This window comes from Gimesia benthica (assembly GCF_009720525.1).
Taxonomy (GTDB): domain Bacteria; phylum Planctomycetota; class Planctomycetia; order Planctomycetales; family Planctomycetaceae; genus Gimesia; species Gimesia benthica.
On record NZ_CP043930.1, the window covers coordinates 4,940,233 to 4,965,960 of the forward strand.

The following is a 25,728-nucleotide window of genomic DNA, read 5'->3' on the forward strand; positions in this document are numbered from 1 at the left end:
ATAGCTGATAAAAAAAGACAAGAAAAACCTCAGATAGATTCATACAGAATTGTGTATCTGTATTTTGACTGCATGAAAACAAAAGAGACGCAACAACAAAATAAAGAGAAACAAGTAATGAACAATCGACTCAACGCTCAAAGTTCTAAAGACTTAACCGTAATTAACTCCAATGCTTTCCGTGTTCTATTTCAATCTCTTTTACTTTTAACAGCTTGTGTAGCATTTGAAAATGTACCTCATCTTCCCGCTCAATCCCCGCCCGTCTCTCCAAAGACCACCAAGCAGTCTGTTGAAAAATACTCGGTTGAATTCAAGAAGCGGGATACCGACAAAAATGGTCAACTGACGCCGGTTGAATATCTGGGAAAGAAGAAAGGCCAGCAACGACAAAAGGCAAAACGTGAGTTTTATGATTGGGATATAAACTCTGATCAGCAACTGAGCCTTCAGGAATTCTCTCGACGCGAGAAACCCAAACAGCAAGTTCCCCTGAATGAATTCCGCTATCGAGACGCCGATGGTGACCAGCGTTTGAGCCAAGCAGAGTATCTGGCTCCCGTTGCCATAAAATTTCAGCCGAGCCTGATCCGAGACTTTGCATTGTTCGATTTGGATGGCGACCAGCAACTGACTTTTGACGAATACCAGAGCATTGTATCCCGTGATCAGCGAAAATTACCACATCCGCTGATGGAGCACGTAATCAGACGAATGCAGGATCTGGAATCAGCCTGGGACAAGTGGGATACAAACAAAGATTCCAAGCTGGGCCAGGATGAATTTAAGGCTTCGAACCTCACAAGTTCCATACCCGGCCTGGAATTGTCGAAGTGGGAAGACTGGGACAGGAACAAAGACGGATTCGTGGATCAGCAGGAAACACAGCAGGTCCTCGGAATTGCCTATGGCCTGCGTTTTCCTACAGGGGAATTGCAGTGGGCACCATCGGGAATGATGGTCTCCGGAATGCTGTTTGATGACCATGTTGACAAAAATGGGGACCACCTGATTGATTTAGCGGAGGCCAAGTCGGCACAACATGGTTTCGGTGATGGCAAGCAGACTCCCGCCCTGTTCAAAAAGATGGACCAGGACGGAAACGGCAGATTGACTATGGCTGAGTGGAAGAGTGACCTCAAGCATTGGATTGACCCCGTAGGAGATTTTCTGGCAGCTGACAAGGATCTGGATGGTCACTTGAATCGGGAAGAACTGTTGCAGGGAACCCCCTCCTGGCAACTCGAAGTAACCGAATATCTGTTTCCAGGCTTCGATACCAATGGAGACAAATTGCTCTCATTCAGGGAATATCGTGAGACACCTTTTGCAAATCTGGCACTCGGCTGGCAATTTCCACGAACAGACAGAGATAATGATGGTTATTTGAGTTCTACCGAATTTCAGTGGAATAAAGGCTTATTCGGAGCCACACTGGCGATGGAGTATTTCCAGCGATTTGATATCAATCAGGATGGAAAACTGGGCTTGAATGAATTTCCCTTCAACACCAGTAAGCATACCCCTGAATATTTCGCTTATGAATTCAGGAAGCAGGATGCAGACAAAAATGGTCAACTGACGCCGGTTGAATATCTGGGAAAGAAGAAAGGCCAGCAACGACAAAAGGCAAAACGTGAGTTTTATGATTGGGATATAAACTCTGATCAGCAACTGAGCCTTCAGGAATTCAGCCAGAGACAGAAACCGAAACAGGCAGTCCCCTTGAATGAATTCCGCTATCGAGACGCCGATGGTGACCAGCGTTTGAGCCAGGCAGAGTATCTGGCTCCCGTTGCCAAAAAATTTCAGCCAAGGTTGATTCGAGACTTTGCATTGTTCGATTTGGATGGTGACCAGCAATTGACTTTTGACGAATACCAGAGCATTGTCTCCCGTGATCAGCGGAAATTACCACATCCACTGATGGGGCGTGTGTCTAAACGTATGCAGGGACTGAAAGCAGACTGGAGCAAGTGGGATACAAACAAAGATGCCAAACTGAACCAGGATGAATTCAAGGCTTCGAAACTCACAAGTTCCATACCTGGTCTGGAAATGTCGAAATGGGAAGACTGGGACCGGAACAAAGACGGTTTCGTGGATCAGCAGGAAACACAACAGGTCCTCGAAATTGCCTATGGACTACGATACACAACTGGAGAACAACTGTGGGCGCCGTCTGGCCTCATGCTCTTAGGAATGCTGTTTGACGTCGTTGACCTGAATGGGGATCACCTGATTGATATGGCGGAGGCCAAGTCGGCACAACATGGTTTCGGTGACGGTAAACAGACTCCCGCCTTATTCAAAAAGATGGACCAGGACGATAGCGGCACATTGACCATGGCCGAGTGGAAGAGCGACATCACACACTGGATTGATCCTGTGGGAACCTTTCTGGCAGCTGACAAGGATCTGGACGGTCATTTGAATCGGGAAGAACTGTTGCTGGGAACCCCCTCCTGGCAACTCGAAGTGACCAAATATCTGTTTCCGGGATGCGACACTGATGGGGACAAACGGTTGTCATTCAGGGAATATCGGAAGACTCCCTTTGCGAATCTGGCACTCCCCTGGCAGTTTCTGCGAACCGATCGTGATCAGGATGGCTATTTAAGTTCTTCTGAATTTCAGTGGGATAAGGGCTTGTTTGCTGCCGCATTGGCGATTGAGTATTTCCAGCGCTTTGATATCAACCAGAATGGGAAACTTGAGCTTAAAGAATTTCCTTTCAATACCAGTCAGCGAACGCCTGAATTTTATGCTCACGAATTCAAGAAACGGGATGTCGACAAGAATGGTCAACTGACGCCAGTTGAGTATCTGGAAAAGAAGAAAGGTCAGCAGCGGCAACAGGCAAAACGTGAGTTTTATGATTGGGACAAAAACTCCGACCAGCAACTGAGCCTGCAGGAATTCAGCCAGAGACAGAAACCGAAACAGCAAATTCCCCTGAATGAATTCCGCTATCGAGATGCCGATGGTGACCAGCGTTTGAGCCAGGCAGAGTATCTGGCTCCCGTTGCCAAAAAATTTCAGCCAAGGTTGATTCGAGACTTTGCATTGTTCGATTTGGATGGTGACCAGCAACTGACTTTTAACGAATACCAGAGTATAGTCTCCCGTGATCAGCGGAAATTACCACATCCACTGATGGAGCGTGTAGCCGAACGCATGCAGGGACTGAAAGCAGGCTGGAGCAAGTGGGATACGAACAATGATGCCAAACTGGACCAGAATGAATTTAAGGCTTCGAACCTCACAAGTTCCATACCGGGCCTGGGATTGTCGAAGTGGGAAGACTGGGACCGGAACAAAGACGGTTTCGTGGATCAGCAGGAAACGCAACAGGTCCTCGAGATTGCCTATGGCCTGCGCTATCCTACGGGAGAACTGCTGTGGGCACCATCAGGTCTCATGCTCTTTGGAATGCTGTTTGACATCATTGACCTGAATGGGGACCACGTGATCGACTTAGCGGAAGCCAAGTCGGCAAAACATCGCTTCGGTGATCCTAAGCAGTTCCCAGCTCTGTTCAAAAAGATAGATCAGGACGATAACGACACACTGACTATGGTCGAGTGGAAGAGTGATCTCAAGCACTGGACCGATCCCGTAGGAACCTTCCTGGCAGCCGACAAGAACCTGGATGGTCATTTGAATCGAGAAGAGCTGTTACAGGGAAGCCCTTCCTACCAACTGGAAGTCAGCGAATATCTGTTTCCAGGCTTTGATACCAATGGGGACAAATTACTCTCATTCAGGGAATACCGGGAAACACCATTCGCGAACCCCGCACTCCCCTGGCAGTTTCTACGAACAGACAGCAATCAGGATGGTTTTTTAAGCATTTCAGAATTTCAGTTGGAGAAGGGTTTGTTCGGAGCCGCATTGTCGATGGAGTATTTCCAGCGATTTGATATCAACCAGGATGGAAAACTGGATTTGAATGAACTTCCCTTCAATACCAGTAAGCGAACACCTGATTTTTATGCTCACGAATTCAAGAAACGGGATGTTGACAAAAATGGTCAACTGACTTCTGAAGAGTATCTGGCATCCATTCCTGAAAACTTACAGCAAAGAGCAATCCGAGATTTTGGGTTATTCGATCTTGATAGTAATCAGAAACTGACTTTGAATGAATATCAGAATATTGTCTCAAACGATCTGCGGAACTTACCACATCCACTGATGGAGCGTGTGGCCGAACGCATACAGGAACTGAAAGCAGGCTGGAGTAAATGGGATACAAACAATGATTCCAAACTGGATCAGGATGAATTCAAGATTTCGAACTTCACACGTTCCATTCCTGGCTTGACTTTGTCGAACTGGGAAGACTGGGACAGGAACAAAGACGGTTTCGTGGACCAACAGGAAACACAGCAGGTCCTGGAGATCGCCTATGGCCTGCGTTATCCCACTGGAGAATTACAGTGGGCGCCATCAGGATTGATAGTCTCAGGAATGTTATTTAACACAGTTGACATCAATGGGGACCAACTGATTGACCTGAAAGAAGCTAAGTTGGCACCACATGGTTTCGGCGATGGTACGCAGACTCCAGCTCTGTTCAAACAAATGGATCAGGACGGTAACGGCACATTGACTATGGCAGAGTGGAAGAGTGACATCTCACACTGGACTAATCCTGTCGGGACCTTTCTGGCGGCTGATAAGGATCTCGACGGTCACTTGACTCGGGAAGAACTCTTGCAGGGAACACCATACTGGCAACTGGTAGTGACCGAATATCTTTTTCCAGGCTTCGATACCAATGGGGACAAATTGCTGTCATTCAGGGAATATCGTGAGACACCGTTTGCAAATCTGGCACTAGGCTGGCAATTTCCACGAACAGACAGTGATCATGATGGTTATTTAAGTTCTTCCGAATTTCAGTGGGACAAGGGTTTGTTTGCAGCCACTCTGGCCAAAGAGTATTTCAAAAGGTTTGACATCAACCGAGATGGAAAACTCGGTGTGGATGAATTTCCCTTTAAATTGGATCTCTCGAAAGCTCCTCGCGGGATTGTTTTCATGCAGCGTGACAGCGATCAAAACGGTCTCATATCATTTAAAGAAGTATTGGGAGAATTCAAGATGCCACCCAATCCAAATGAAACGCAAAAAATTCAATATGAAACAAGGCTGGCTCATATTGAAGATGCATTCCGCAGAGCAGACGTTAATCACGACAAATCAATAGATAAAACTGAATTTCTAAGTGAAGCAGCCCTGGAAGCTCTTGCACCTCATCTTGTTTCAAAAAACAGGAACCTCAGCAGCACATTAGTACCCCGATCTCCAGGCTCCAAGGAGGCAGACAGCGACACTGGAATGTGGATCATTCTCGCATTAAACGCATTATTGCTGGTGGGAGTAACCATCTTCCTGATTCGAAAAACAAAAATATCTGCTCGGTAGTGATTGTATTATGCATGCTTTAAAATAGGCCAAGACTGGTCAGTTTTTCAAAAACCATATTGGATGCAATGAAGAATCTTTGTGTTTTTTTGACAACGATCGTTTTTAATAAGCAAGTACAGAAACGCATCCCCCCCAAGCAGAAAGTCTTTAAACTGTGTGATGCACATGCCACATTGAATGTTTGCAAAGGTCGGGATACAACTATGTAGGTCTTTGAAATGCGAGATGCCAGGTATCGTAAACTAAGAACTATTGATGTTGCTTAAATAACCAGTCAATCATCCCAGACGAATTTTTATATGATTCAGACCAGCTGTCATGGCCGACTCCTTTGAGCTCATAATATTCTGGAGTACTACCAACTTTTCTCAGTGCGTCAATCATCTTTCTTGATTCTGTAACGGGGACCGAATGGTCGGCGTCACCATGGACAACCCAGAGCGGTAGACTTGTATACTCAGACACATTATTCGGATCTCCTCCTCCGCAGATAGGGGACGCAGCGGCAAATAATTCCGGATAGCGAGCGATCATACTCCATGTACCGTATCCACCCATTGAATAGCCGGTAATATAAATCCTCTTTGGGTCGATTGCGTGCTTAGTAGAAACATCCAGGATCATGTGGTAAATCTGATCCAGTAAATTGTGTTCTAGTGCGTCATTTAACCTTAACGATGATGACCATTGCATGTTCTCAGGACACTGAGGAGCAAGGAGATAGCATGGAAATCTTTCCTGCCAACTGGAAGTTGCCATTTGTTGTGGCAATGTTTTTAAATGAACTAGATTATCATCCCCTCTTTCCCCTGCACCATGTAGAAAAACAATGAGTGGATACTTTTGATGATCCTTAACATTTACCGGTTTCAGAAATTTGGCATGAAAAGGAATCTGCGATTTATCATTCGGAGTCGATCTTGAGTACGTAATAGATTCAAATTTACTAATTAAGTCAGGATCAAGCCCTTTTGCATGAATTTCCTGGCGTTCTTGATTTCTCATAACAGTCAAGGCAACTAAATTTGCCATCACCCAAAAGAACACGATCAAGAATTTATTTTTTATAAACTTCATACTTCTTCTTAGATACTATTAGGATGGAGAAAGATTCCTCATAATTTTTCAGCCATACGAATTCACATTTTTTATTTCTTACCTGTTGAATAATTACGAAGATAACCGTTTTATACGGTTAAACAACCAATAATTCCACAAAGGTTCTACATCCGCTCTCTGAAGAGAACCGACTATATACCTTCATTGGGTGATAATACAATAAGCCTCAATGGTTTCAACGTTTAGGGCATCGCTGATAGGTGAATGAAGTTTTAAAAATGCTGTATTTTTACTCTTCGAGACCATCAATCAATCGGCAGGCTTCCTCTGATTTAACTATGCACTATTTCTCTGCGTAACCTCGGCCTTCGAATTGTGTGTACGGGTTTCTTCACTATTCACGGGAAAAAGTATTTTGATTTCGCTTACAGCAAGAACATATTCAGTATGTGTAGTTTAAAGTGATGAGATACCGATTTTCCAGCTATCCGCGAAAACGAACGTTATCTGTTTTAGTTGCTCAATGAGTTTCATGTTTTTTTACACCTTGTTGTGTTTTCTTTTTCAATATCAGCAAGTAATTGCTGTAAACGTAGATCAAGAACGAAGAAACGCCTTGAAAATCTAATTACGCTCGGTATCATGTACAGCACACTGGCATCATGTCCAGAATCTATGTGTGATATCAAGCCCCTGGAGCATCATATCAGAACAAAAACTGTTTATTTTGCGCATATTTGTTCCATATAAGCGTCATATCAGAACAAGGCCGTACAGGTTAATAACAAGCTATCCGACACAATCATCACTTTCACATATCTCAAGGGCGACATCATGGCATCCGAACTCAAGGCCCTTTGCGACCACCTCGTATTGTTTGCGGCAAACAATACGCAAGACAAAGCCGCGGGTGTTCAGGCGGCTCGCGACGGTCGCAAAGCAGGCTTCACCTAGGCAGACGTTCGAGCGTACTTCAACGAAAACACTGATTTCAAACCGGAACTCATTGACGTCCTACTTTCAAAGTACGACATGCTCGTACTCGCAGAGAAAATGTTTTCGCAGGGCGGAATGTAAACTTCATCACGCCTTCAACTTTCACTTCCTAATTGATACTACATGGGGTTTAACATGTCTGAAAAATCATGGCTCGACACTGCTGCAGATTGGTTTGTTGCTGGCTCCGCTGGGTTCGCCCTCTTCATGCTTGCGAAAGACACGTTCGGCCAGAAGGGCATCGACGCTCGAAAGGCCGACGAAGTCGCCCTTAAATGGTGGAACAATCTTTCGGAAGAACAGCAAGTCGAAATCGCAAATGCTGGCTACAACTACAATTCGATTTCCGCCGCGTTCTTTGACATGATTCAGGGTCATCCTGATCGCTATCTGCAGTTGATGCGTGTTCTTCAAGAGCACGGCTGAGAAACGCTGCTGAATCACACTTTTTGTCCAGCGTGAATACTGTGCGGTCGGATAACAAAAAAATGCACCCGAGTCGCGAAGTCGGGCGTTTTGACAATGGAGAATCTCTCGTCGCGACTGGGTGATTTTAGACGTTATACAATAAACTCTTTTGTTTCTTCAGACGTCCTGTAATTCGACCCAAAAAGCGGACTCCACAATGACCAATCCAGTAGACGTAAAGATTGGTTGTAGCAAGAACAACGACGGTACGTTCAACGCAGGCGTGTTTCTCAATGGACAGCAGATGGCCGACTTCCCACCGGTCACCGGCGATTGCGATGCAATCCTCGATCTATGGAACAAGGTCCGCGATTACTTTCCCGAACAACAATAATGCCAAAGAACCAGTCGATTCACGGGAGCCAGGAAACGTCGCGCGTTCACTGCGCTCATCAAAGTCAACTCCCGGCCCCGTGATCTACGTATAAATACCCATTCGTCGTGCGCCCGTGCTACGGGAGTGATGATCTTTTGATCGAATTCCGGTGTGACCACAGATCTAGTGGCTTCCCGAAAATGGTCAGTTTCCTCGAAGAGAATTACGGTATTTCGATTGAACCAGTATCTGAGAGCATGGTTTCATACGCCATTGCGACGGATGAATTCATCACCAAGGCCAGATGTGAAAAGGGGGCTATCACGATCACAGAAGACTGGTGTGGGCTATTCATCACTGCAGAAGGAAGAGCAAGCGAGATCATTGGCGATATTGAATCAATCCTCCTGGCCTCGGGGAAATTCGAGCGACTTGAGGTTGACTCAAGCAAGTCCACTTAACCAGGGTATCCACCGGATTTGCTACGCGTTCCGCAAACGCGGTAATACCTACAGTTATCATACTTAGAGACTAACTTGTCAGATCTAGAAGTATTCACATTTTTGGGGGATAGCCCTTTTTCGCAATGGGATCCTTGCTACTTCGTAATCGACGATGTCGAATATGCAAATATCTTGACCACAAGGTAGACATACCATGTCATTGAAGATCGATCTAAATACTGAATTGTCCTCACTCACGCTCGACGACAAGGGGTGCATTGATCTTCAGCTGATCCAAGCACCGACCGGTCAGCCGATCGTAGGAACACGCCTTGCTCTAACGCAATCCCAATCGCCAACACCGCCGTCAAACGACGAGATCAGTAAATGTCGTAAACTGCTCATCGGAACCAGGCCAAAATCGTTAACAGTCATGTCGTTCCATCCCGGACTCGCTGGCAATGAGGCTGACCTCGCATCGCTAGCTGCCGACAGAACGATTGTTGGCCTCAGGGGTATCGACTCCAATCTAAGCAACGTCACTAACATTGCTACGAACGGTGCACTCTATTCACAATCAAAGCTATCGCTTTCATCGGAAGACGTCGCGTTGAACGTAAAGCGTGGAAGCCGACTTAACATTTTCCTTCCAGACGGCGACACCGACAACATAGCATGGGCCGTCTTAAACTGTCACGACTATACTCATGTTGAATTGCTCAAGCTGCTGCAGAAGCATTCTATCGAATTACTTATTGTCGTTACGTACAACACAGCAACGCGACTGTTCTGGGAGTATGCGATATCGGATATTCACCGTCTCTTTTGCTTTGTAGTCGTCGTGAATGTGGCTGAGCTCGGAGGCTCGGCAGTATTTGCACCGTTTCGACGAATCGGCCGTGAAAAGAATGCTCAGATTGGCGCTGGCGGGCAGATCTTTGGGGCGCGGGGTGCGGGTGAGTTTCGAGTTGACGTTCCTATGGATATTGCCGAACTCAGAAGTCTTCGCACGGAATTTCGTGACTTTGGCTTTAAGGCAAAGTCGACACAGCTTTCCCGCGACAGTGACTATGTGCCAATGGTCCCATCTGAGCACTTTATGGACACCTTTGATCACAGTGCTGGTCCACCTTCCGTGCGTTCCGACGATGTAATTGATTTGCAAACTGAGTGGAACTTCAAACACCCTCGCGTTGCTGTCGCACAACTCAACCACATCGGGCTCGACGCTTACATTTCGACGAAGTATCGAATTCGAAATCACGACTCCTGTGACGAATTCGAGCATCTTCTCTCAGAGAGGCTTCTAGAGCTTGAATCCCGATGTCGATATCTAGGCGAGACCAGCGCGCACACTCTTCTGGACATGCTGGTGTTTCCAGAGGTATTCATTCCTCGCTCGTTCATTGCAACGCTTCAACGCTTCAGCAACCGACTGAAAACGACGATTGTTGCTGGAATCGACTATCCAGATGGCGACGAGGACGAAAACGCTAATGAATGTGTCATAATCCGTCCAAATCTCGTGCCGGAGCATTATCGCAAGGTGACGCGCTCTCAGTACGATGCTCATCGCAATGCTAACGGAGATCTCATGCCGATGCTCCGCGGCTCAAAATTGGTGCGTTTCGTAAATACTGCCGGTCGTGGATTTGGTGTTTTGATCTGCTACGACTACAGTCACATCGATCTCTTGTGCGAACTGTAAACAACGGCCAGAAAACGTAGCGCCTGCCGGGGAGTGGCAAATCGGTATAAAAACGTAGCGCCCAGATGACCACCTGCTGGTTTTGGGTCAGACTCTCAGTATATGAGTCAGTTCTGATCCGGAAACAGCGGGGGCAAGGGTGATTACAGATATGGAGTTATGGGGTGAGATCCGTCGGCGTGTTCTGACCGGAGAAATCAGTCAACGTGCTGCTCGTGACGAGTACGATATTCACTGGGACACGTTACAGAAAATTCTGACCTACTCGGAGCCACCGGGATACCGGCTGACTAAGCCCCGGCCTTCCAAGCTGGAGCCGTTCCTGCCGATCATTCATGAGATTCTGCAGAGTGACCGCAGTGTTCATCGCAAGCAGCGTCACACGGGGAAACGCATTTTCGAACGCTTGCGGGACGAACACGGGTATTCCGGTGGAATCACGATCGTCCGGGAAGCCATCCGTGACTGGAAAGCCCAGTCCCGCGAGGTTTTCCTGCCGCTCCGCCATCCTCCGGGTGAAGCCCAGGTGGACTTCGGCTTTGCCGATGTCTGGCTGGACGGCACACTGACCAAGGTCGCGTTATTTGTGATGACGTTACCTTATTCGGATGCCATTTTTATCCAGGCCTTTCCCCGGGAGTGTACGGAAGCCTTTCTGGAAGGACACAAACGGGCCTTTGAATTTCTGGGCGGTGTGCCGCAGCGAATCAGCTATGACAATTCGAAAATCGCAGTGGCCCGTCTGGTAGGGAACCGTGAGCGAAAAGTAACGACCGAGTTCCTGCGTCTGAAAAGCCACTTTCTGTTTGACGATCATTTCTGTCTGGTACGACGACCGAATGAGAAAGGCCATGTCGAGCGGTTGCTGGACTATGCCCGCAGCAACTTCCTGGTCCCCGTCCCCCGGATTGCTTCTCTGGAAGCCCTGAACCAGCAGTTAGTGCAATGCTGTCGGAACGATCTGCAGCGTCAGTTGCGGGGACAGACTTCTCCCAAACAGAGCCTGCTGGCGGAAGAACAACGGGAGTTCCTGCGTCCCCTGCCAGAGCAGATATTCGAAGCCTGCCGACTGGGACAGGCACACGCCGACTCCCTGTCGCTGGTCCGCTTTGATACCAACAGTTATTCGGTCCCTACAAAATACGCGCATCGTCAGATCACCATCGTGGCCACCATTGCTGAAGTACGGCTGTTGTTTGAAGAGACGTTAATCGCCCGGCACCAGCGGGACTGGGGACGGGAACAGACCCGTTTTAACCCGATTCATTACCTGAGTTTACTGGAACGGAAGCCGGGAGGCTTTGATCATGCCCGCCCCCTGGAAGACTGGGATCTGCCGGTCTGTCTGGGCATTCTCCGCCGCCGGCTGGAAGCCGAACTGCAGGCAACCGGCACGCGGGAGTTTATCAAGGTGCTGCGTCTGCTGGAACGCCATCCGCTGCCCACTCTGAAACGTGCGGTGGAACACGCGCTGGACATTGATGCGACCCGCGCTTCTGCCATTCGCCTGATTCTGGAATACCAGCAGGAGTCACCGCTGACTCTGTTCAGCCTGGAAGGCCGTCCCCACCTGAAGCTGGTACAGGTGGCACAGACGGATGTTTCTGCTTACCAGTCCCTGTTAATCGGAGGTTAAACGTGACCAGAAAACAAACCAAAAGTCTGGTGCTGCTGCAGCACCATCTCAAGAACCTGAGGCTGCCCACCATCCTCAGAGAATGCGAAAAGATCGCCGCCCGTTGTGCCACTGACAATGTCGACCATCTGGGATTCCTGTTACAGTTATGTGAACTGGAACTGATTGAACGGGATCGCCGGGCCGCGGAACGACGTCTGAAGGCGGCAAAGTTCCCGACGTATAAGACCCTGGAAACGTTCGATTTTCAGGCCCAGCCCGGCCTCAATAAACTGCTGGTCAGCGAACTGATGCGGGGTGAGTTTATCGAGCAGCGGGAGAACATCCTGCTGGTGGGCAATTCCGGCACCGGCAAGACGCACCTGGCAGTGGCCCTGGGGATTGCCGCCTGCGGCCAGGGAAAACGGGTCCGCTTTTATCAGGTCACCGAACTGATCACCCAGTTAATGGAAGCCCGTGAAGAGCGGGAGTTAACCCGCCTGAAAAAACAGCTCGCGAAACTCGATCTGCTGATCCTGGATGAACTGGGATATGTCCCCGCCAGTAAACTCGGCTCTGAGTTGCTGTTCGACGTCATCAGCACAGCGTATGAACGTTTCAGCCTGATCGTAACGACCAATCTGCCCTTTGAAAACTGGACTGAGGTCTTGGGCAGCGAACGGCTGACAGGGGCCACGCTCGATCGGCTCACTCATCGCTGCCACATCCTGGAAACCACTGGTGAAAGTTACCGGTTACAGGATGCCAAACGGCGGCACACAAAAAGCTCAAGCAAGCAACCGCGACTGACGAAATAACAAAAGACCACGCATTCGTCTCCACACAGCCACATCAGGACGAATCCTGCACTGACAGCGCTACGGTTTTCAACCGGCAGGCGCTACGTTTTCTGACCGTTGTTTACATGGAAAGCGATTGAGTAACAAGTCTCGTAGGTGGCTACGTCCCATTTGATTTCCTGATATCTACAGGACTGGTGAGATAAAACTTTTCCTTGAAAAAACATAGAGACATCTTCTTAATTAATCCAGAATATCGAATAGTGGGGTAAGATTTGAATATGGACAAGCTGGACAACGTCACGTCGTCATACTCTTGTGCAGGAATTGCAAGTTTGTTACGAAGCCAGTGAGCAGCGTGCCAGTTGTGAGCACTTCTTCCCACGAGCTAGTTTATGACCACTACTATGGAGAAGGTCTACTAATGGGGGGCAACATTCCCGGCGTAATTGGAGCTGCCAAGTTCGGATAACTTGGCAGCCAGCCAGTCTCAATAATAAGAGTTGGAGTATGGACTGTATGGTAGACCAGACATTAGTCGCCATGCATTTTTGGCTGTTGATATTTTCTGAAGCGCCTATTACAGGATCATTCATCTATATCAAAAAGATAACGCTTCCTTTTATATTCTCGTTTCCTGGCAACTTTTCTCTTCAGAGAATGAGCAGTGCGCTTGATGGCGTTTCTGAATGCGATAGTGGCTTTCTCGTGTGTTTCTTTTACGATGATTGGAGAGCCAGTCCGTGAATGAACAACGATGCAACATCTTTTTCCCAAACCACCCCGAGGACCATTGAGATCGGTCAATGAGATCGAGACTGCCTTTATCCAGTCTTCAACCCTTTCGACTGCATTCATCCACTGGGTTTCGATGAATTCTCTTGCACGGGAACTGCAATCTTTGGGGGAAGCAACGAGCTCAAATTTATATTCTTTCATCATTTCTCCTCCGCAGTACCAAAACTAAATATACTGCTACTGTTTTCAGTGATAAGAGGACTTTTCAGAATTACCCTGGATGTGTCGCCTGAAATCAATTCTGAGAAGGCCCCCAAATATCTCTACAGTCTTACTATGTGATGCTTAACTGAAGTGTCATATTTTCGATAGGATCTTCAATCTGCTCAACTTTATTTACTCTTATTCAACTGCAATGTTCAAAATACTCTAGTGAACTAAATGAGTGGCTGCATTAAAACAAGGTTCTTCATAATAAGCGATTAAAATCAGATCATACTCTTCTGATTCATGCTTTCGTAGATCTTCGTAAAAACTACGAAAACGCCTAATAAGATTGGTTGAGACATTTTCACTGTGTTCTGAGGCTAATAAAGTATCAGCATTTTCAGCAATTGCACTAACTTCCAAGTATAGTTCTTCGTGCTGCGATTTAAGACGCGTAGCTTCTTTGCTGAGAACCGGAATAATATTTGACGGACCGATGAAATAACCTAGTGCATCTTCAAGTGAGAAATGCATTGCTAAAAGATCACGTAATTCGTGGATTAATTCACTAAACCGCTTGGGTTCAAGAAATGTTTTATCATTTACTGAGCAAAGTGTATTGAGCAATTCTAATAGTTCATCAAGCTGTAAATTATTATCCTTTATTTCTTGTAGAAAAGCGGCATTAACTGTGATATTAGGTCTTTGTGTAATCATAATTATAAATCTTCCTGAATATTGAAAAGAGTATTGAAAGCCATTCAAGAATTATGATTTAAATCTGTCCCTAATACGGCTTGCTGACTCAGAGATATAAATCAAGTTTTAGTTCTTGAAAAGTGAACCAGATTGTTTCGAAGTATTTTCCTATCAAAGCAACTTTAACCAGATAATACATGCTATTAATAGGCAGGTGACAACAAGGCACTTTATACAGACCCAGACCCAACGATCTGCTTTCGAATGCTTGCGAGTTATCTGAAATCTGTCATGGATATCTAAACGATTTCTATTTTTTTTATATGGTACTTCTAGTGGCATAAGTTTCTCCTGAACCCATTAACAAACTAATCTTATTCTCCTTATCCATTGGGTTGCAAAATACGTACCGATGCGAATCGTTAAACTCGAAAATATAATAGAGAGAAATACTTTTCTAATTTCCCAATTTGTTTTAGAAGCAAAAATCTCCAAAAGTATCTCACTAGTTTTTCTAAGCTTAATTCCCAGACTGACATCTTGTAGAATATTGATACAGCCTGAGAGTAAATCATCAACATTTGGCCCTCATATTCTTTGCATGAGGATCAACTACCGTTACTCAGAAAATCAACGGTATGACCTCCGATGGAATTAGTGAAATGGAAAATAATCCAAACGCAAATAAGACGTTTACATTTAGATTTGCAGGGCATATCACAATGACAGTCCAAGAACTGATCACTAGAATGGATACAAAAGAAATTGTAGAAGGGGCGATGCTTTACAAGCTGGAGCTATTTGCTGTCTCGGACGTCTTGAATATTCAGCCTAAAATCGCGCCTAATTCTGAAGAAGTATGAAAGAGTTTTACTTACCAGTCACGATGATTGTAAACATTTGAAGCCGAGTTACTTTCATATTCAAGATCTTCATACATCTCAACTTTGTTTGTATCTTTCAACCATCCACGTTCAGCAGAAATTAGAATTCTTGTCTTGATTCGTTCAGAGGGTTCTATTTGAAAAACTGGATAATCAGCTAGGGGCTTTCCCTCAACATTATTAAGGATCTTGCTATTAATTTGTGAAACACCTACATTAACAACCATAATCAGTACAATCACAATCAGTATCTCTTTCATCGCTTACCTCATATTTCAGGATGCTTTTTGTCTGAAATGAATCACAAACTCAATTGGAGGCCAACTGGAGAACATTCTTTACCAACTAGCAATCATTCGTAAAATGAATGACTGTTCTTGACCTCCAGAGAATGCTCCGAAGCCTAATCCAGATTGGATTTGCAGTCCTTCCATTATTTCGTAGTGAATCTGGGGTACCACAATGAAACTAGACTCACCGTTGAGTTTTGAAGCATAGTTCGTTTCTACTCCCAGCTCCGTACTTTTGGCGACATTTGCAAAAATAGAAACATTCAGAATTCGTTCAAATGTTTGTGCGTTTTGTGATCCCTCCAGATCCATCCTGCCACCGAGCATAAATAGAGCGCTCCAGGTGTCATTGAAACGAATGCCTCCGAGATACAAGAGAGTCGTATTCCAATTGGCCCACTCCACCGTTGGCTCAACCAGCATTTGAAAACCGTGTATATAGTGATTGTTGAAGGCCGTTCCAATTGTCCATTGAAGTCCTAGTTTGTACTCTTCGAGAGTTGAGTTTTCAAATGGGAATTCAAACTCGATCGCGAAGTTATCAGCGATTGCGTACTCTAGCTCCGGCGCCCACTCAATTCCTTTTCGATCGGGCGTTGTCGGACCAAATCCAAATGGATCACTGTCCTCTGGATTAGTATTCGATTTTGACCATGGAAAGAGTGACAGTGTGTTTATCTCTATTTCACCTTTTCTGGCCCCAAGCGGCCTCACTAAATCAAACAGAAGGGGTTCTGGGATTTCAATACGGGAGTCATCGTTGTACTCAGGATATTCGTTTTCCACAGATTCCCATAAAGCAAGAGATGGAGGATCTTTTAAAACAGGTGTAGCATCCATTGGGTAGTCCGAGTTAATCAAGTTGGTATCAAGATGCTTTATATCTGCCCCCATGGCTGAGCTGGCAGTAATGGTTCCGAAAAGACAGCTGCCACAAGTTGTTAGCCACGTAAGACTGAAAAAAAGATTCCTCAACTGTATTCTCCTTTACTTGTTTGGGAATCAACGCAAGAAATAAGTGATAGCTACAGTGCTTCAAACCCAGGCGGATAAAGTGAGTAGCAATTCCTTAAATAAATTTAATCAATGTTTCTGATTTCAAAAACGATGACAACTCTCTCAAAATTTATGAGGTCCTTAGGTGCCTATTATCAAATTGATTTGTCAAAACAGAGAGGGTCCTTAGTTCTCAAATCGCTTCATGAATCTTCTTGTTTTGCTCCTAGTGATTGATTCAAATTATTGAGTAATCTTCGAAATCTGCTTTTCTAATTTTATGAGTACTGATCGACTTTCATCCTGTCGCAAAAAGATGAGACTGATAACTTCCCCTGGTTTCGTGGTGAGTAATTCATATAGATCAAACAGATCATAATCACTACACGAACCATATAGATCAAACAGATCATAATCACTACACGAACGGCCATTGATTTTTACCAAAATATCTCCCGGCTTGACCCCGGAACTTCCGGCAGGGCTTTTAGGTTTTACTGCATAAACTACTTTTGCTCCTTTAATCTGAATTAGTGACATCCCACTAGTGGCAGTGGAGTCCGGCAGTGAATATTTTGTACTTTTTTGGAGGTAAACATCTCCCTTAGGGAAGTCAATCAGAACTTTATAGCGTGATAGGTACCTGAGCCCAAACCTGCTATCACTACCTCGATCTAGATGCACGCTCTGATGCACGAACGGACCGACGGAAAGTTGTTTAACATAGCCAGAATTTGATTGAATTTCGCCGCCTAATGTAAAACTACGCTTAGATGCCGAGAAAGTAAGATTCCCTTCTTTGTCAAGAGAATCAAAAATCTTTTTATTTAAGCAAGATGCATTAGCACCAGTGTCGATGATAAAACTCGAGCTTTTATTTCCAGGTAAATCAGCGAAAACTCGTGGGACCCCATCCTGTATCGAAACTGGAAATTTTTCGCTTGTGTTTAACCATTGTCGAGGAAAAGTACTCCAGATTCGAAATCTACCTCTATCAAAATCAATTTCGATAATATGTTTTCGCAGAAAATCGGTTCCCAGAATTCCAAATATTTCCTCACCTGTTGCGTATCTAAGTGGTCTCAAATCACTCAGGATAATAGTTCCTACAAAGTTGAGATTTATATTACCAATCTTAGCATTGGGGCACTTGAATAGATCCGCTGATACACGTCCTCCTGGGGTTCGAATTAGATTCTGCTCTAATGGTTGCCCAAGTTCAGCTTTCAATGATTTGTCGAATACTGATTTGCTCGAACCTGTGTCGACTAGAAATGAAATTGTCCGTCCGTTTAAAGTGACAGGAATGAGTAATGGTCGACCAAATTTTCCCACAGGATATTCCAGTGCAGCTCGATTGGGAGCTAGATTCAGTTCTTCGTCCCCCATGAGTTCATTCAAGGGGAAAATTCCCAAGAATATGATATTCCAAATGCTGAGAATAAACCTGATTCTCGCTTTATAAATTCGTTTCATGTTCTTCTCGAGGATAGGATTCTTATAAATTGTGAGTGGTATGTACTGAGCCCAGCAATTTTATGAAAAGAAAGCAAAATCAATTAGAAATCGTCTGATTTGTACTTTATTCAGGGTTTTTTATAATCTTAAAATTTCATGTAGGTTTTTGCGGGAAGAAACAACTTCTGTGTATGTCTCAATTCTGAATAAATAGAAAAGAACTATTTTGCATATAGATAAAGTCCTTCAAAATGAACTGAATCCAGCTTACCTATATGTAGCAAACACAGGGTGGAACACCTTGAGAAAGAATTGAAGCAGCATTGCGAAGAAAACTTGATTCGTTTCGCGTTCCTTTCAGATATAGGCTGAATATTTAGGATGTGTCTCGAATTGCATATAACTGTGCCTGGCTAAAAAACGCAAACGACATGGATGTTAGGGGAGGGGTACACTACCTTGTTTTTAAATAGTGATGAATCGGTCTGTCATACACAGGAATGCCACAAGGTAAGGATGTACTATGGATTCACAGCAGCCTTGACCAAATATAGCATGATGATGCAATGCAGGCTCCAGTCAAGACCATCAACAGGGCGTTAATGGATCGGTTTGACTTAGAATCTATGTTAATTAATTGAAGTTGATCTGAGTGATCACTTTGCTTCCTATCCTTTAACGAAAGCAATTTAATTCTCTCAATGCCATTCACTTGCCTTAACTTTGACAAAGCAACCTGTTGATTATCTATTTTGCTTTCTGGCCTTGGGGCAATCATTTTACTGACTCCAAACTCAATTCTATTGACTGTATTTTTAACTGGGATGCTTATGAGTTCTGGAAGGCAAAACATATGCCGAATTTAGTAGCTCAATAAATATATTAATATCAAAAGGGTTAAAGTGTTTTTTTGAAGAGGTTTAATCTGTTTTGCCCTACTTGTAATTATTTTAATCGGGGTTCTACAGAAAGACTGTACCCATCGTATTGGCTGCCAGGTATTTGCCTCCTTGAAAAAAAAACGACAGGGTATTTATAAACATGACGCTGTAGTATGGAACTCATCCTGGATCGCTTTGACGGCGGCTCGTTTTCGGGAAGGACTTATCAGTTTCCCTCCGAGATATATTTCAGCATTTTGTTGTCCAGAGACAAATCGAAGGCCAGTTCTTTCAGTCGTTTGTTTTCGTCTTCCAGCTGTTTGAGGCGATTGGCTTCTTCCGATTTCATACCGCCGTACTGATTTCTCCAACGCAGATAAGTCGATTCATTGACTTCCAGGATCTACAGCATGGATGCCAGACCTTTACCAGCATTCAGCATCGCATCCGTATCACGCCGCTTGCGGAAAATTTGCTCGGGTTTATGACGTTTTCTTCTCTTGTTCATCAAAAGTTCTCCTCGTCAAAAGGACGCTAAGAGCCTTCTTAACAATTGGACCAGTTTTTGAAAAGCAGGCCAACTCCAGATTGGTAGGCGCTAAATTTCGTGTCGCATTGGAAGCAAGACTGTGAATTTCTCGCGGGCCTGCTACTGCCCAATAGCGTTTGAGTCGAACGGATGAACCAACTAGAGGCATATCGATTCATGAGTGATGAGTAGTACACTTATCATTGCATGCTGGTATTCGGCATGTCAGCCAGGCATTCTTGGTGCAGCACGAAAAAGTGTTAAAGGGCATGCAATTTGCATCTAGCCATTTCCAACAGAAGGCCTAGGAGAATGCTCGACTTCATTGGTAAATGGCTGTCGAAATATGCCCACCCTGGCCGTTTTTCGACAGGGCGTGCAGTGGTTACTTAAATGACACATTCTAAGTAACCGTATCAAATCACTCTGTATAAAGTATCTCTGAAGACGTACTGAAAATTAGAGGGCTTGCAGGGTTAGTATGGCTTTGGCGTGAAGGCCAGATGTGAATGCTTGAAATCACTTTTCAGGCGATACCGTCCCTTCTTGGTGTTTTTATTTAATCTTAAAAATCAGGAAATGTTATGAACAAAGAGCGAATGAAAAATGTGAATGGTTTTACTTTAATAGAGTTGCTCGTCGTTATAGCGATCATTGCAATTCTCATTGCTTTGTTGTTACCCGCAGTGCAACAGGCGCGGGAGGCAGCACGACGATCACAGTGTAAAAACAATCTGAAGCAAATCGGTTTGGCAATGCACAACTACAACGACACGCATCGAGTATTTCCCCCTGGATATGTAAGCGTTGACCCAGCAAACACTGGTTCTATTGAACAAGGACTTTATGGCTGGGGAGCATTCATTTTACCATTCCTGGATCAGGCTCCATTATTCCAACAGTTAAGAGTTGGTGATGTTCGACTGCAGGCTAATCTTACCAATCCGATCACAAGGGGTATTCTTGAAACACCAATTCCCATTTTTAACTGCCCCTCCGATATCGGCCCCGCCTTGAATACTTGGAACAATACGTCTGGCTATGATCGACGTGTTACGTCGGACGGAACAAATCGAATTGCGATTGCCAAGTCTAATTATGTAATGGTGTCAGGATCTGGAGACAGTACTACCCCCGCTGTTACTCCTGTCACCTATGGAGCCCACAACGGGATTGGTGCTCAGAATTCCAATACACGTATTCGTGATATTACAGATGGCACAAGCAATACTCTCGCAGTAGGTGAGCGTGCCTTTCAAGTGGGTCAATTACAAACTGGAGCAGGGACCGTTATGGGGTTCAGCGCGGTTACAAATAGTGGAATCAAAAATGGCGGAACTGCGGTACTTGGGATTGCTTATTGGGGGATCAACCAGACTGTAATTCAGTCAAACCATCAATCACGTAGTTTTAGTAGTCCACATGTTGGTGGCGCCCATTTTCTTATGTGTGATGGTGCTGTCCGTTTTCTGAGTGAGAATCTCGATTTCAGGGGAAACAGCATCGGTTCCGGCTTTCAAATAGACAGTACATTTGAAAGACTACTTTCCAAAAATGATGGACAGGTCATCGGAGAGTTTTAATCATACTTTGCAAGAATCGTATTCAACACTTGCTATCTCAACTAGACAACCAAACCTAGAGAGTAAAGGGGCTTATTGATTTGCTATGTCTAATCTTGCTTGGGCTCTATGGAGCTCTCAATTTAAAGTGACCGTACATAGAGAGGTTAGATAGATGGTTTCAATCAGTAGATTTTCATCACAGTTTTTACTTTTTATGATTATTTTCATTGCTCTGGGATGCGGTCAACGGGGAAGCGATCAGCCAGATTTAGGCTACGTTCAAGGAACAGTTACAATGGATGGAAAACCTTTTGTTGGCGCCATTATCGTATTCTCTCCGGAAAATGGTCGCCAATCAGCCGGAACCCTGGATGAGAACGGGAAATACGAACTTGAATACATGCACCACTCAAAAGGAGCCAAATTGGGAAGTCATACAATAGGTTTTGGAACCCCAACAGGCGAAACACTCGCCGTTCCGATCCCCAAAAAATATTTGTACGGTACAGAGACAGGATTAAAAGCAGAAGTAAAACCTGGAAACAATTCTTTCGATTTTTCATTGAAATCAAAATAGTCAGTTATTCCCAAAGATATAATCGATCATTCAATAATATGGTAAACCCATTGATGGAAACGCTGATTTACAATAAGACTGTATGGGCTGGTGGCCATTCGTGTGTGCTATAATTATTGTCGCGCACACATTCTGCTCCAGCGGGGGGCTAATGCGTAAAATGCAAACTGGTGGATCGTTCCTACTCTGAAGAAGGCCTGTAGATCAGTTACACTCCCCATCGGGATAACAAGCTGTACTGTTCGTTGCGAGTGACTCCAGCCCGTCAGTCCAATGAAAGCAAAAGTATGGAATCCAATCAGCTGTATTCTGGACGGAAAGATTAGCTGTTGATGTCAGACGATGACTTTGACCGTGAGGGGCAGATAATGGAGCATGGCCAGGCTGTTGTAGTTATAGATGTTGTCCGGTATTGTCAAACGTCGTATGCCAGAATGGTGCTCTTTTTAAAATGTTTCAAGTCAATGGCAGCTTCGAATACATTTCAAAGAACTATGTTGGCGATCTAGCTGGCATCGGGTGAAGCTTGGCTGTAGTCGTCCTGGAAAGCCTGCAGATAATGCGTATGTCAAATTTGTCTATAGTCACTGTGACAGTAATGTCTGAACCAGCACAGGTCTTTTCGCTGTAAGGTACTCATCAAAAACAGGATTCCTGACGGAAAGTTTGCAATGAGTGGAGCCCCAACTGGCACAGAGTTGAAGGAAGGTCAATCTACAAAACCTTATCTTATTTCATCTGGCTCACCAATCGAAAGGAGTGATCGGGTGGCCACCGATCTAAATGCATTATTGTATCGATATTGCTTTCCAATCACTTTTAAATCGAAGACATAGGCGTTCGTGTTTCCAGATAAAAAGAGCCCCTGGCATTCAACTCTACAGTAAACAGAATGAGAACCAACGGTAGTTTTTGATATTATCGTCGTTTATACGAACTTATTCTGTCACGTTTCATATAGCTTAGGATGGCAGATTGAAATTTACGACAACAATTCGAATCGCAGGCCCCATTGTGCTTGTCAGTTTGTTACTACTGGTTGTCGGAGTATCTGGAGCATGGTACGTGCAGAGATTGCAACGACAAACTTCTGAAGTTTTGAACCAAAACGTTGCCAGCATACGTGCAGCAGAAGAGCTCAATGTATACTTGCTGCAAATTCGTTTTGGATTGAACAAATTTTTGATTGGAGGCAATCGTGATCGAATTGATCATGTTAAGAAAATGAAACCTCAAGTCGACGAATGGCTTAATAAAGCTAGTCAATTGGCTAACTCTTCTGAAGAACAGAAAGCCATAGAAGTGATTAAAGGAGGTCTGGAAAAGCTGTTCTCAAAATTAAGTCAACTCACTCTCTCCTCTGATCTATCAGCTCTAAGGCAAATTGTCGAGATTCTTGTAGAGGAAGAGTTGTCAAATCATATTCTGCCTGCTGCAGCTCATTTTCTAAACATCAATGAGCAGAAATTGGAAGCGAGCAGTAGTGAGAATAAACTGTTCGCCAATCGTCTAGTCCTGGTGCTTTTTCTATTGGGAACATGTGGATCAATTGCCGGGTTGATTACCGGCTATGGAGTGGCAAGTACCATTAGTCGATCAATTGTCAAACTAACTTTGCCCCTGAAAGATGTAGCAGGGCAATTAAACGAAGTCGTGGGGCCAATAACAATGTCGGCTGACTTGGAGATCGAAGATATCGAAAGTGTGTTGAAGACTATTTCTGATGAAATTGCAACAGTAATCCAGCAATTGCAGGACCGACAACGAGAATTAATCCGCTCTGATCAATTAGCAGCCCTAGGACAATTATCAGCGGGCTTGGCTCATGAGCTTAGAAACCCATTGATGTGTATGACTGTATTAGTACAATCGGCACTCTCTGATCAAAACCGAGCGCTGGATGAGAAAGATCTGCGTGTACTTGATGCTGAAATGCAGAGACTTGATCGTCTCCTACAAGAGTTTCTCAATTTTGCACGTCCCGCAGCTACAGAATTAACAAGAGTTGACCTCCGTAATCTAGCAGTACAAACAGTTGAGTTCCTAAGGCCAAAAGCAGATTTGGTTGGAGTTAAAATCAGAGTAGAAACTACTACCTACCCTATTTTTATTCTTGCTGATGACAAACAAATGCGTCAACTGATACTCAATCTGTTGCTCAACGCAATTGATGCAATCTCAACAGAGGGTACTGTCGAGCTAGAATTATCAATCGATCCTATTAATTCACAATACTGCCTCCTTGTAATCCGGGACGAGGGATGCGGGCTCGCACTAGAAGCTCTCAATCGCGCGTTTGAACCATTCTTCAGTACCAAGAATGAGGGACTTGGAATGGGACTGGTTACTTGTAGGCGAATTGTTGAAGCACACCAAGGAGAGATTACGATTGCAAATGGCGTAGAGAAAGGTGCGGTAATAACAGTTCGCATCCCCATGACCACTAGAGGTATCCTGTCCATGGGAGAGGATTACTCTGAACTTGATAATAGTCCCAAGAACGGAGCATGAACCTTGGCAAGGCTACTCATTATTGACGATGAACCAAATTTGCTTTACTCATTACGGAAAACTTTGCAGGATACGGATCTCGAAATCATTACTGCAGAGACAGGTAGTGCAGGAATTAATTTAGTCAAAGAATTCCAGCCGGATACTGTCATTTTGGATGTCCGCTTGCCAGATATGTCTGGGCTAGACGTATTTAACGAAATTCGTCTAATTGACAAAAGGCTCCCAGTAATAATATTTACAGCCCATTCTACAACTGAGACGGCAATAGAAGCGACAAAAAGAGGAGCATTTGATTACTTGCTCAAGCCAGTTCAATTTAATGAACTCCGGGAAATTATGAACCGTGCTCTTGAAATAAGTCGAATGAGCCATGTTCCAACTCTCTTTGGTGATACAAAATATAATTCAACTGCAGATACTATTATTGGCCGTTCATCAGCTATGCAAAAAGTGTACAAAGCAATTGGACGTGCAGCACCTCAAGATATCACTGTTTTGATTCAGGGAGAAAGTGGAACAGGAAAAGAAATGGTGGCCAAAGCTATCTATCACCATAGCCAGCGTAGGGATGGGCCTTTTATGGCAATAAACTGCGCCTCGATTCCAGATGCATTGCTAGAAAGTGAGCTGTTTGGTTATGAGCGTGGAGCATTTACTGGTGCGGATCATCAACGAGTGGGAAAGTATGAGCAAGTGGATGGGGGTACGTTGTTTCTTGATGAAATTGGAGACATGTCTCCATCCACACAAGCTAAAGTATTACGGTTACTTCAAGACGGAAGTTTTGAGCGAGTCGGTAGCAATAAGACTGTCCAATCTGATGTCCGAATTATCTCTGCAACGAATCGTGATCTTTATCAGATGGTTGAATCAGGTGAGTTTCGCCGGGATCTTTACTATCGCCTGAATGTATTCTCTATAGAACTACCTCCGCTCAGACAACGCATTGAGGATATACCTGCTTTGGTTGAATATTTTATTAAAACGGCAGGTACTCAAGTTGCAAGTTCCGTTCGTAGTATCACCGAAGATGCTCTAGAAATACTGATGGGACATGACTGGCCTGGAAATGTACGCGAACTTCAAAGTACCATTAAGCATTGCCTTATTCAGTCTGTGGGGGAGTTGATCACACGTGAATGTCTCCCTTCAAGCTGTCTGTGTAAGCAGGTTCATGAAGATTCAACAACAAATACAATCGGTAATCTTAATTCTGATTCACTCTTAGAGATCCACAAGCTTGTCGAAGATCTTCTATCAACTGGAGAAGAGGATCTACACCGAAAAGTACACTCTGAGATTGATCGAATCCTACTGCCATGTGTGTTGGGACACGTAGATGGTAGCCAGGCTCAAGCAGCAAAGATTTTAGGAGTTGCACGTAGTACCTTGCGAAACAGGATAGAAGATCTGGGAATAAGTATTGAAAAGCGAATACTCACCGAAGAAGGTTGAAACATGACCCTTGCAATTGTAAGTAGCTTGTTCTACCCGACTCTAAAAATGAACTATATCCCCTCGGATTGGCATGCGCCCCTTGAATTGATGA

General features: G+C 44.6%; 19 protein-coding genes. 12 read left to right on the forward strand and 7 right to left on the reverse strand.

The window, feature by feature from the left end; all coding sequences use genetic code 11:
• The first annotated feature begins 117 nt into the window (after positions 1 to 117).
• Positions 118 to 5,433, forward strand: a complete 5,316-nt coding sequence (locus F1728_RS19230; protein WP_194242444.1) for a CREC-EF hand family protein — start codon at positions 118 to 120, stop codon at positions 5,431 to 5,433.
• 252 nt (positions 5,434 to 5,685) lie between these two features.
• Here F1728_RS19230 and F1728_RS19235 read toward each other — a convergent pair whose 3' ends face one another.
• Positions 5,686 to 6,513 (reverse strand): carboxylesterase family protein, encoded by an 828-nt coding sequence (locus F1728_RS19235; RefSeq protein WP_155365445.1) that lies wholly within the window; start codon positions 6,511 to 6,513, stop codon positions 5,686 to 5,688.
• A gap of 1,113 nt (positions 6,514 to 7,626) precedes the next feature.
• Here F1728_RS19235 and F1728_RS19240 point away from each other — a divergent pair.
• The 6 genes from F1728_RS19240 (at position 7,627) to istB (ending at position 12,859) form a co-directional block, all read left to right on the forward strand.
• Positions 7,627 to 7,917, forward strand: a complete 291-nt coding sequence (locus tag F1728_RS19240) for a hypothetical protein (RefSeq protein WP_145043880.1) — start codon at positions 7,627 to 7,629, stop codon at positions 7,915 to 7,917.
• A gap of 199 nt (positions 7,918 to 8,116) precedes the next feature.
• Positions 8,117 to 8,293 (forward strand): hypothetical protein, encoded by a 177-nt coding sequence (locus F1728_RS19245; RefSeq protein ID WP_155365446.1) that lies wholly within the window; start codon positions 8,117 to 8,119, stop codon positions 8,291 to 8,293.
• A gap of 182 nt (positions 8,294 to 8,475) precedes the next feature.
• The gene (locus F1728_RS19250; protein WP_145043878.1) at positions 8,476 to 8,736 is read left to right on the forward strand and encodes a hypothetical protein; all 261 of its coding nucleotides are present in this window, start codon (positions 8,476 to 8,478) and stop codon (positions 8,734 to 8,736) included.
• A 196-nt stretch (positions 8,737 to 8,932) separates the two neighbouring features.
• Entirely contained in the window at positions 8,933 to 10,426 is a 1,494-nt protein-coding gene (locus F1728_RS19255; protein ID WP_155365447.1) for a carbon-nitrogen hydrolase family protein, read from the forward strand.
• 151 nt (positions 10,427 to 10,577) lie between these two features.
• Positions 10,578 to 12,062: an IS21 family transposase gene (gene istA, locus F1728_RS19260; protein WP_155365448.1), complete on the forward strand. Its 1,485-nt coding sequence runs from the start codon at positions 10,578 to 10,580 to the stop codon at positions 12,060 to 12,062.
• 2 nt (positions 12,063 to 12,064) lie between these two features.
• Complete coding sequence (gene istB / locus F1728_RS19265) at positions 12,065 to 12,859, forward strand: IS21-like element helper ATPase IstB (RefSeq protein WP_155365449.1); 795 nt, start codon at positions 12,065 to 12,067, stop codon at positions 12,857 to 12,859.
• A gap of 570 nt (positions 12,860 to 13,429) precedes the next feature.
• Here istB and F1728_RS19270 read toward each other — a convergent pair.
• Positions 13,430 to 13,783, reverse strand: coding sequence for a hypothetical protein (locus F1728_RS19270; RefSeq protein ID WP_145043840.1), 354 nt, complete (start codon positions 13,781 to 13,783; stop codon positions 13,430 to 13,432).
• A gap of 225 nt (positions 13,784 to 14,008) precedes the next feature.
• On the reverse strand, positions 14,009 to 14,503 hold the full coding sequence (locus F1728_RS19275; protein ID WP_145043838.1) for a hypothetical protein: 495 nt from the start codon (positions 14,501 to 14,503) through the stop codon (positions 14,009 to 14,011).
• 620 nt (positions 14,504 to 15,123) lie between these two features.
• Here F1728_RS19275 and F1728_RS19280 point away from each other — a divergent pair.
• Positions 15,124 to 15,348, forward strand: coding sequence for a hypothetical protein (locus F1728_RS19280; RefSeq protein WP_145043836.1), 225 nt, complete (start codon positions 15,124 to 15,126; stop codon positions 15,346 to 15,348).
• 11 nt (positions 15,349 to 15,359) lie between these two features.
• On the opposite strand, the gene F1728_RS19285 is transcribed toward F1728_RS19280, so the two are convergent.
• The 4 genes from F1728_RS19285 to F1728_RS19300 form a co-directional block, all read right to left on the reverse strand.
• The gene (locus F1728_RS19285; RefSeq protein ID WP_145043834.1) at positions 15,360 to 15,629 is read right to left on the reverse strand and encodes a hypothetical protein; all 270 of its coding nucleotides are present in this window, start codon (positions 15,627 to 15,629) and stop codon (positions 15,360 to 15,362) included.
• A gap of 78 nt (positions 15,630 to 15,707) precedes the next feature.
• On the reverse strand, positions 15,708 to 16,499 hold the full coding sequence (locus tag F1728_RS19290; RefSeq protein ID WP_155365450.1) for a hypothetical protein: 792 nt from the start codon (positions 16,497 to 16,499) through the stop codon (positions 15,708 to 15,710).
• A 399-nt stretch (positions 16,500 to 16,898) separates the two neighbouring features.
• The gene (locus F1728_RS19295; protein WP_145043830.1) at positions 16,899 to 18,131 is read right to left on the reverse strand and encodes an aspartyl protease family protein; all 1,233 of its coding nucleotides are present in this window, start codon (positions 18,129 to 18,131) and stop codon (positions 16,899 to 16,901) included.
• A 1,089-nt stretch (positions 18,132 to 19,220) separates the two neighbouring features.
• Positions 19,221 to 19,397, reverse strand: a complete 177-nt coding sequence (locus tag F1728_RS19300; protein ID WP_145043828.1) for a transposase — start codon at positions 19,395 to 19,397, stop codon at positions 19,221 to 19,223.
• A gap of 710 nt (positions 19,398 to 20,107) precedes the next feature.
• On the opposite strand from F1728_RS19300, the gene F1728_RS19305 reads away from it, so the two are divergent.
• From F1728_RS19305 to F1728_RS19320, 4 genes are all read left to right on the forward strand, one after another.
• Positions 20,108 to 21,106: a DUF1559 domain-containing protein gene (locus F1728_RS19305; RefSeq protein WP_145043826.1), complete on the forward strand. Its 999-nt coding sequence runs from the start codon at positions 20,108 to 20,110 to the stop codon at positions 21,104 to 21,106.
• Between the two features lie 154 nt (positions 21,107 to 21,260).
• Positions 21,261 to 21,665 (forward strand): transthyretin-like family protein, encoded by a 405-nt coding sequence (locus F1728_RS19310; protein WP_145043824.1) that lies wholly within the window; start codon positions 21,261 to 21,263, stop codon positions 21,663 to 21,665.
• A gap of 975 nt (positions 21,666 to 22,640) precedes the next feature.
• Positions 22,641 to 24,176 (forward strand): sensor histidine kinase, encoded by a 1,536-nt coding sequence (locus F1728_RS19315; protein ID WP_145043822.1) that lies wholly within the window; start codon positions 22,641 to 22,643, stop codon positions 24,174 to 24,176.
• A 3-nt stretch (positions 24,177 to 24,179) separates the two neighbouring features.
• A complete protein-coding gene (locus tag F1728_RS19320) occupies positions 24,180 to 25,634 on the forward strand; it encodes a sigma-54-dependent transcriptional regulator (protein ID WP_145043820.1) in 1,455 nt (484 codons plus the stop codon).
• The last annotated feature ends 94 nt before the right edge of the window (positions 25,635 to 25,728 follow it).

Bases quoted from the DNA above. Each gene is read 5' to 3' on its own strand.
- F1728_RS19305 (WP_145043826.1), top strand. From the start codon at position 20,108: ATGAACAAAGAGCGAATGAAAAATGTGAATGGTTTTACTTTAATAGAG.
- F1728_RS19235 (WP_155365445.1), bottom strand. From the start codon at position 6,513: ATGAAGTTTATAAAAAATAAATTCTTGATCGTGTTCTTTTGGGTGATG.
- F1728_RS19310 (WP_145043824.1), top strand. From the start codon at position 21,261: ATGGTTTCAATCAGTAGATTTTCATCACAGTTTTTACTTTTTATGATT.
- F1728_RS19280 (WP_145043836.1), top strand. From the start codon at position 15,124: ATGACCTCCGATGGAATTAGTGAAATGGAAAATAATCCAAACGCAAAT.
- F1728_RS19245 (WP_155365446.1), top strand. From the start codon at position 8,117: ATGACCAATCCAGTAGACGTAAAGATTGGTTGTAGCAAGAACAACGAC.
- F1728_RS19290 (WP_155365450.1), bottom strand. From the start codon at position 16,499: ATGGATGCTACACCTGTTTTAAAAGATCCTCCATCTCTTGCTTTATGG.
- istA (WP_155365448.1), top strand. From the start codon at position 10,578: ATGGAGTTATGGGGTGAGATCCGTCGGCGTGTTCTGACCGGAGAAATC.
- F1728_RS19255 (WP_155365447.1), top strand. From the start codon at position 8,933: ATGTCATTGAAGATCGATCTAAATACTGAATTGTCCTCACTCACGCTC.
- F1728_RS19295 (WP_145043830.1), bottom strand. From the start codon at position 18,131: ATGAAACGAATTTATAAAGCGAGAATCAGGTTTATTCTCAGCATTTGG.
- F1728_RS19285 (WP_145043834.1), bottom strand. From the start codon at position 15,629: ATGAAAGAGATACTGATTGTGATTGTACTGATTATGGTTGTTAATGTA.
- F1728_RS19270 (WP_145043840.1), bottom strand. From the start codon at position 13,783: ATGATGAAAGAATATAAATTTGAGCTCGTTGCTTCCCCCAAAGATTGC.
- F1728_RS19250 (WP_145043878.1), top strand. From the start codon at position 8,476: ATGGTCAGTTTCCTCGAAGAGAATTACGGTATTTCGATTGAACCAGTA.
- F1728_RS19275 (WP_145043838.1), bottom strand. From the start codon at position 14,503: ATGATTACACAAAGACCTAATATCACAGTTAATGCCGCTTTTCTACAA.
- F1728_RS19230 (WP_194242444.1), top strand. From the start codon at position 118: ATGAACAATCGACTCAACGCTCAAAGTTCTAAAGACTTAACCGTAATT.
- F1728_RS19240 (WP_145043880.1), top strand. From the start codon at position 7,627: ATGTCTGAAAAATCATGGCTCGACACTGCTGCAGATTGGTTTGTTGCT.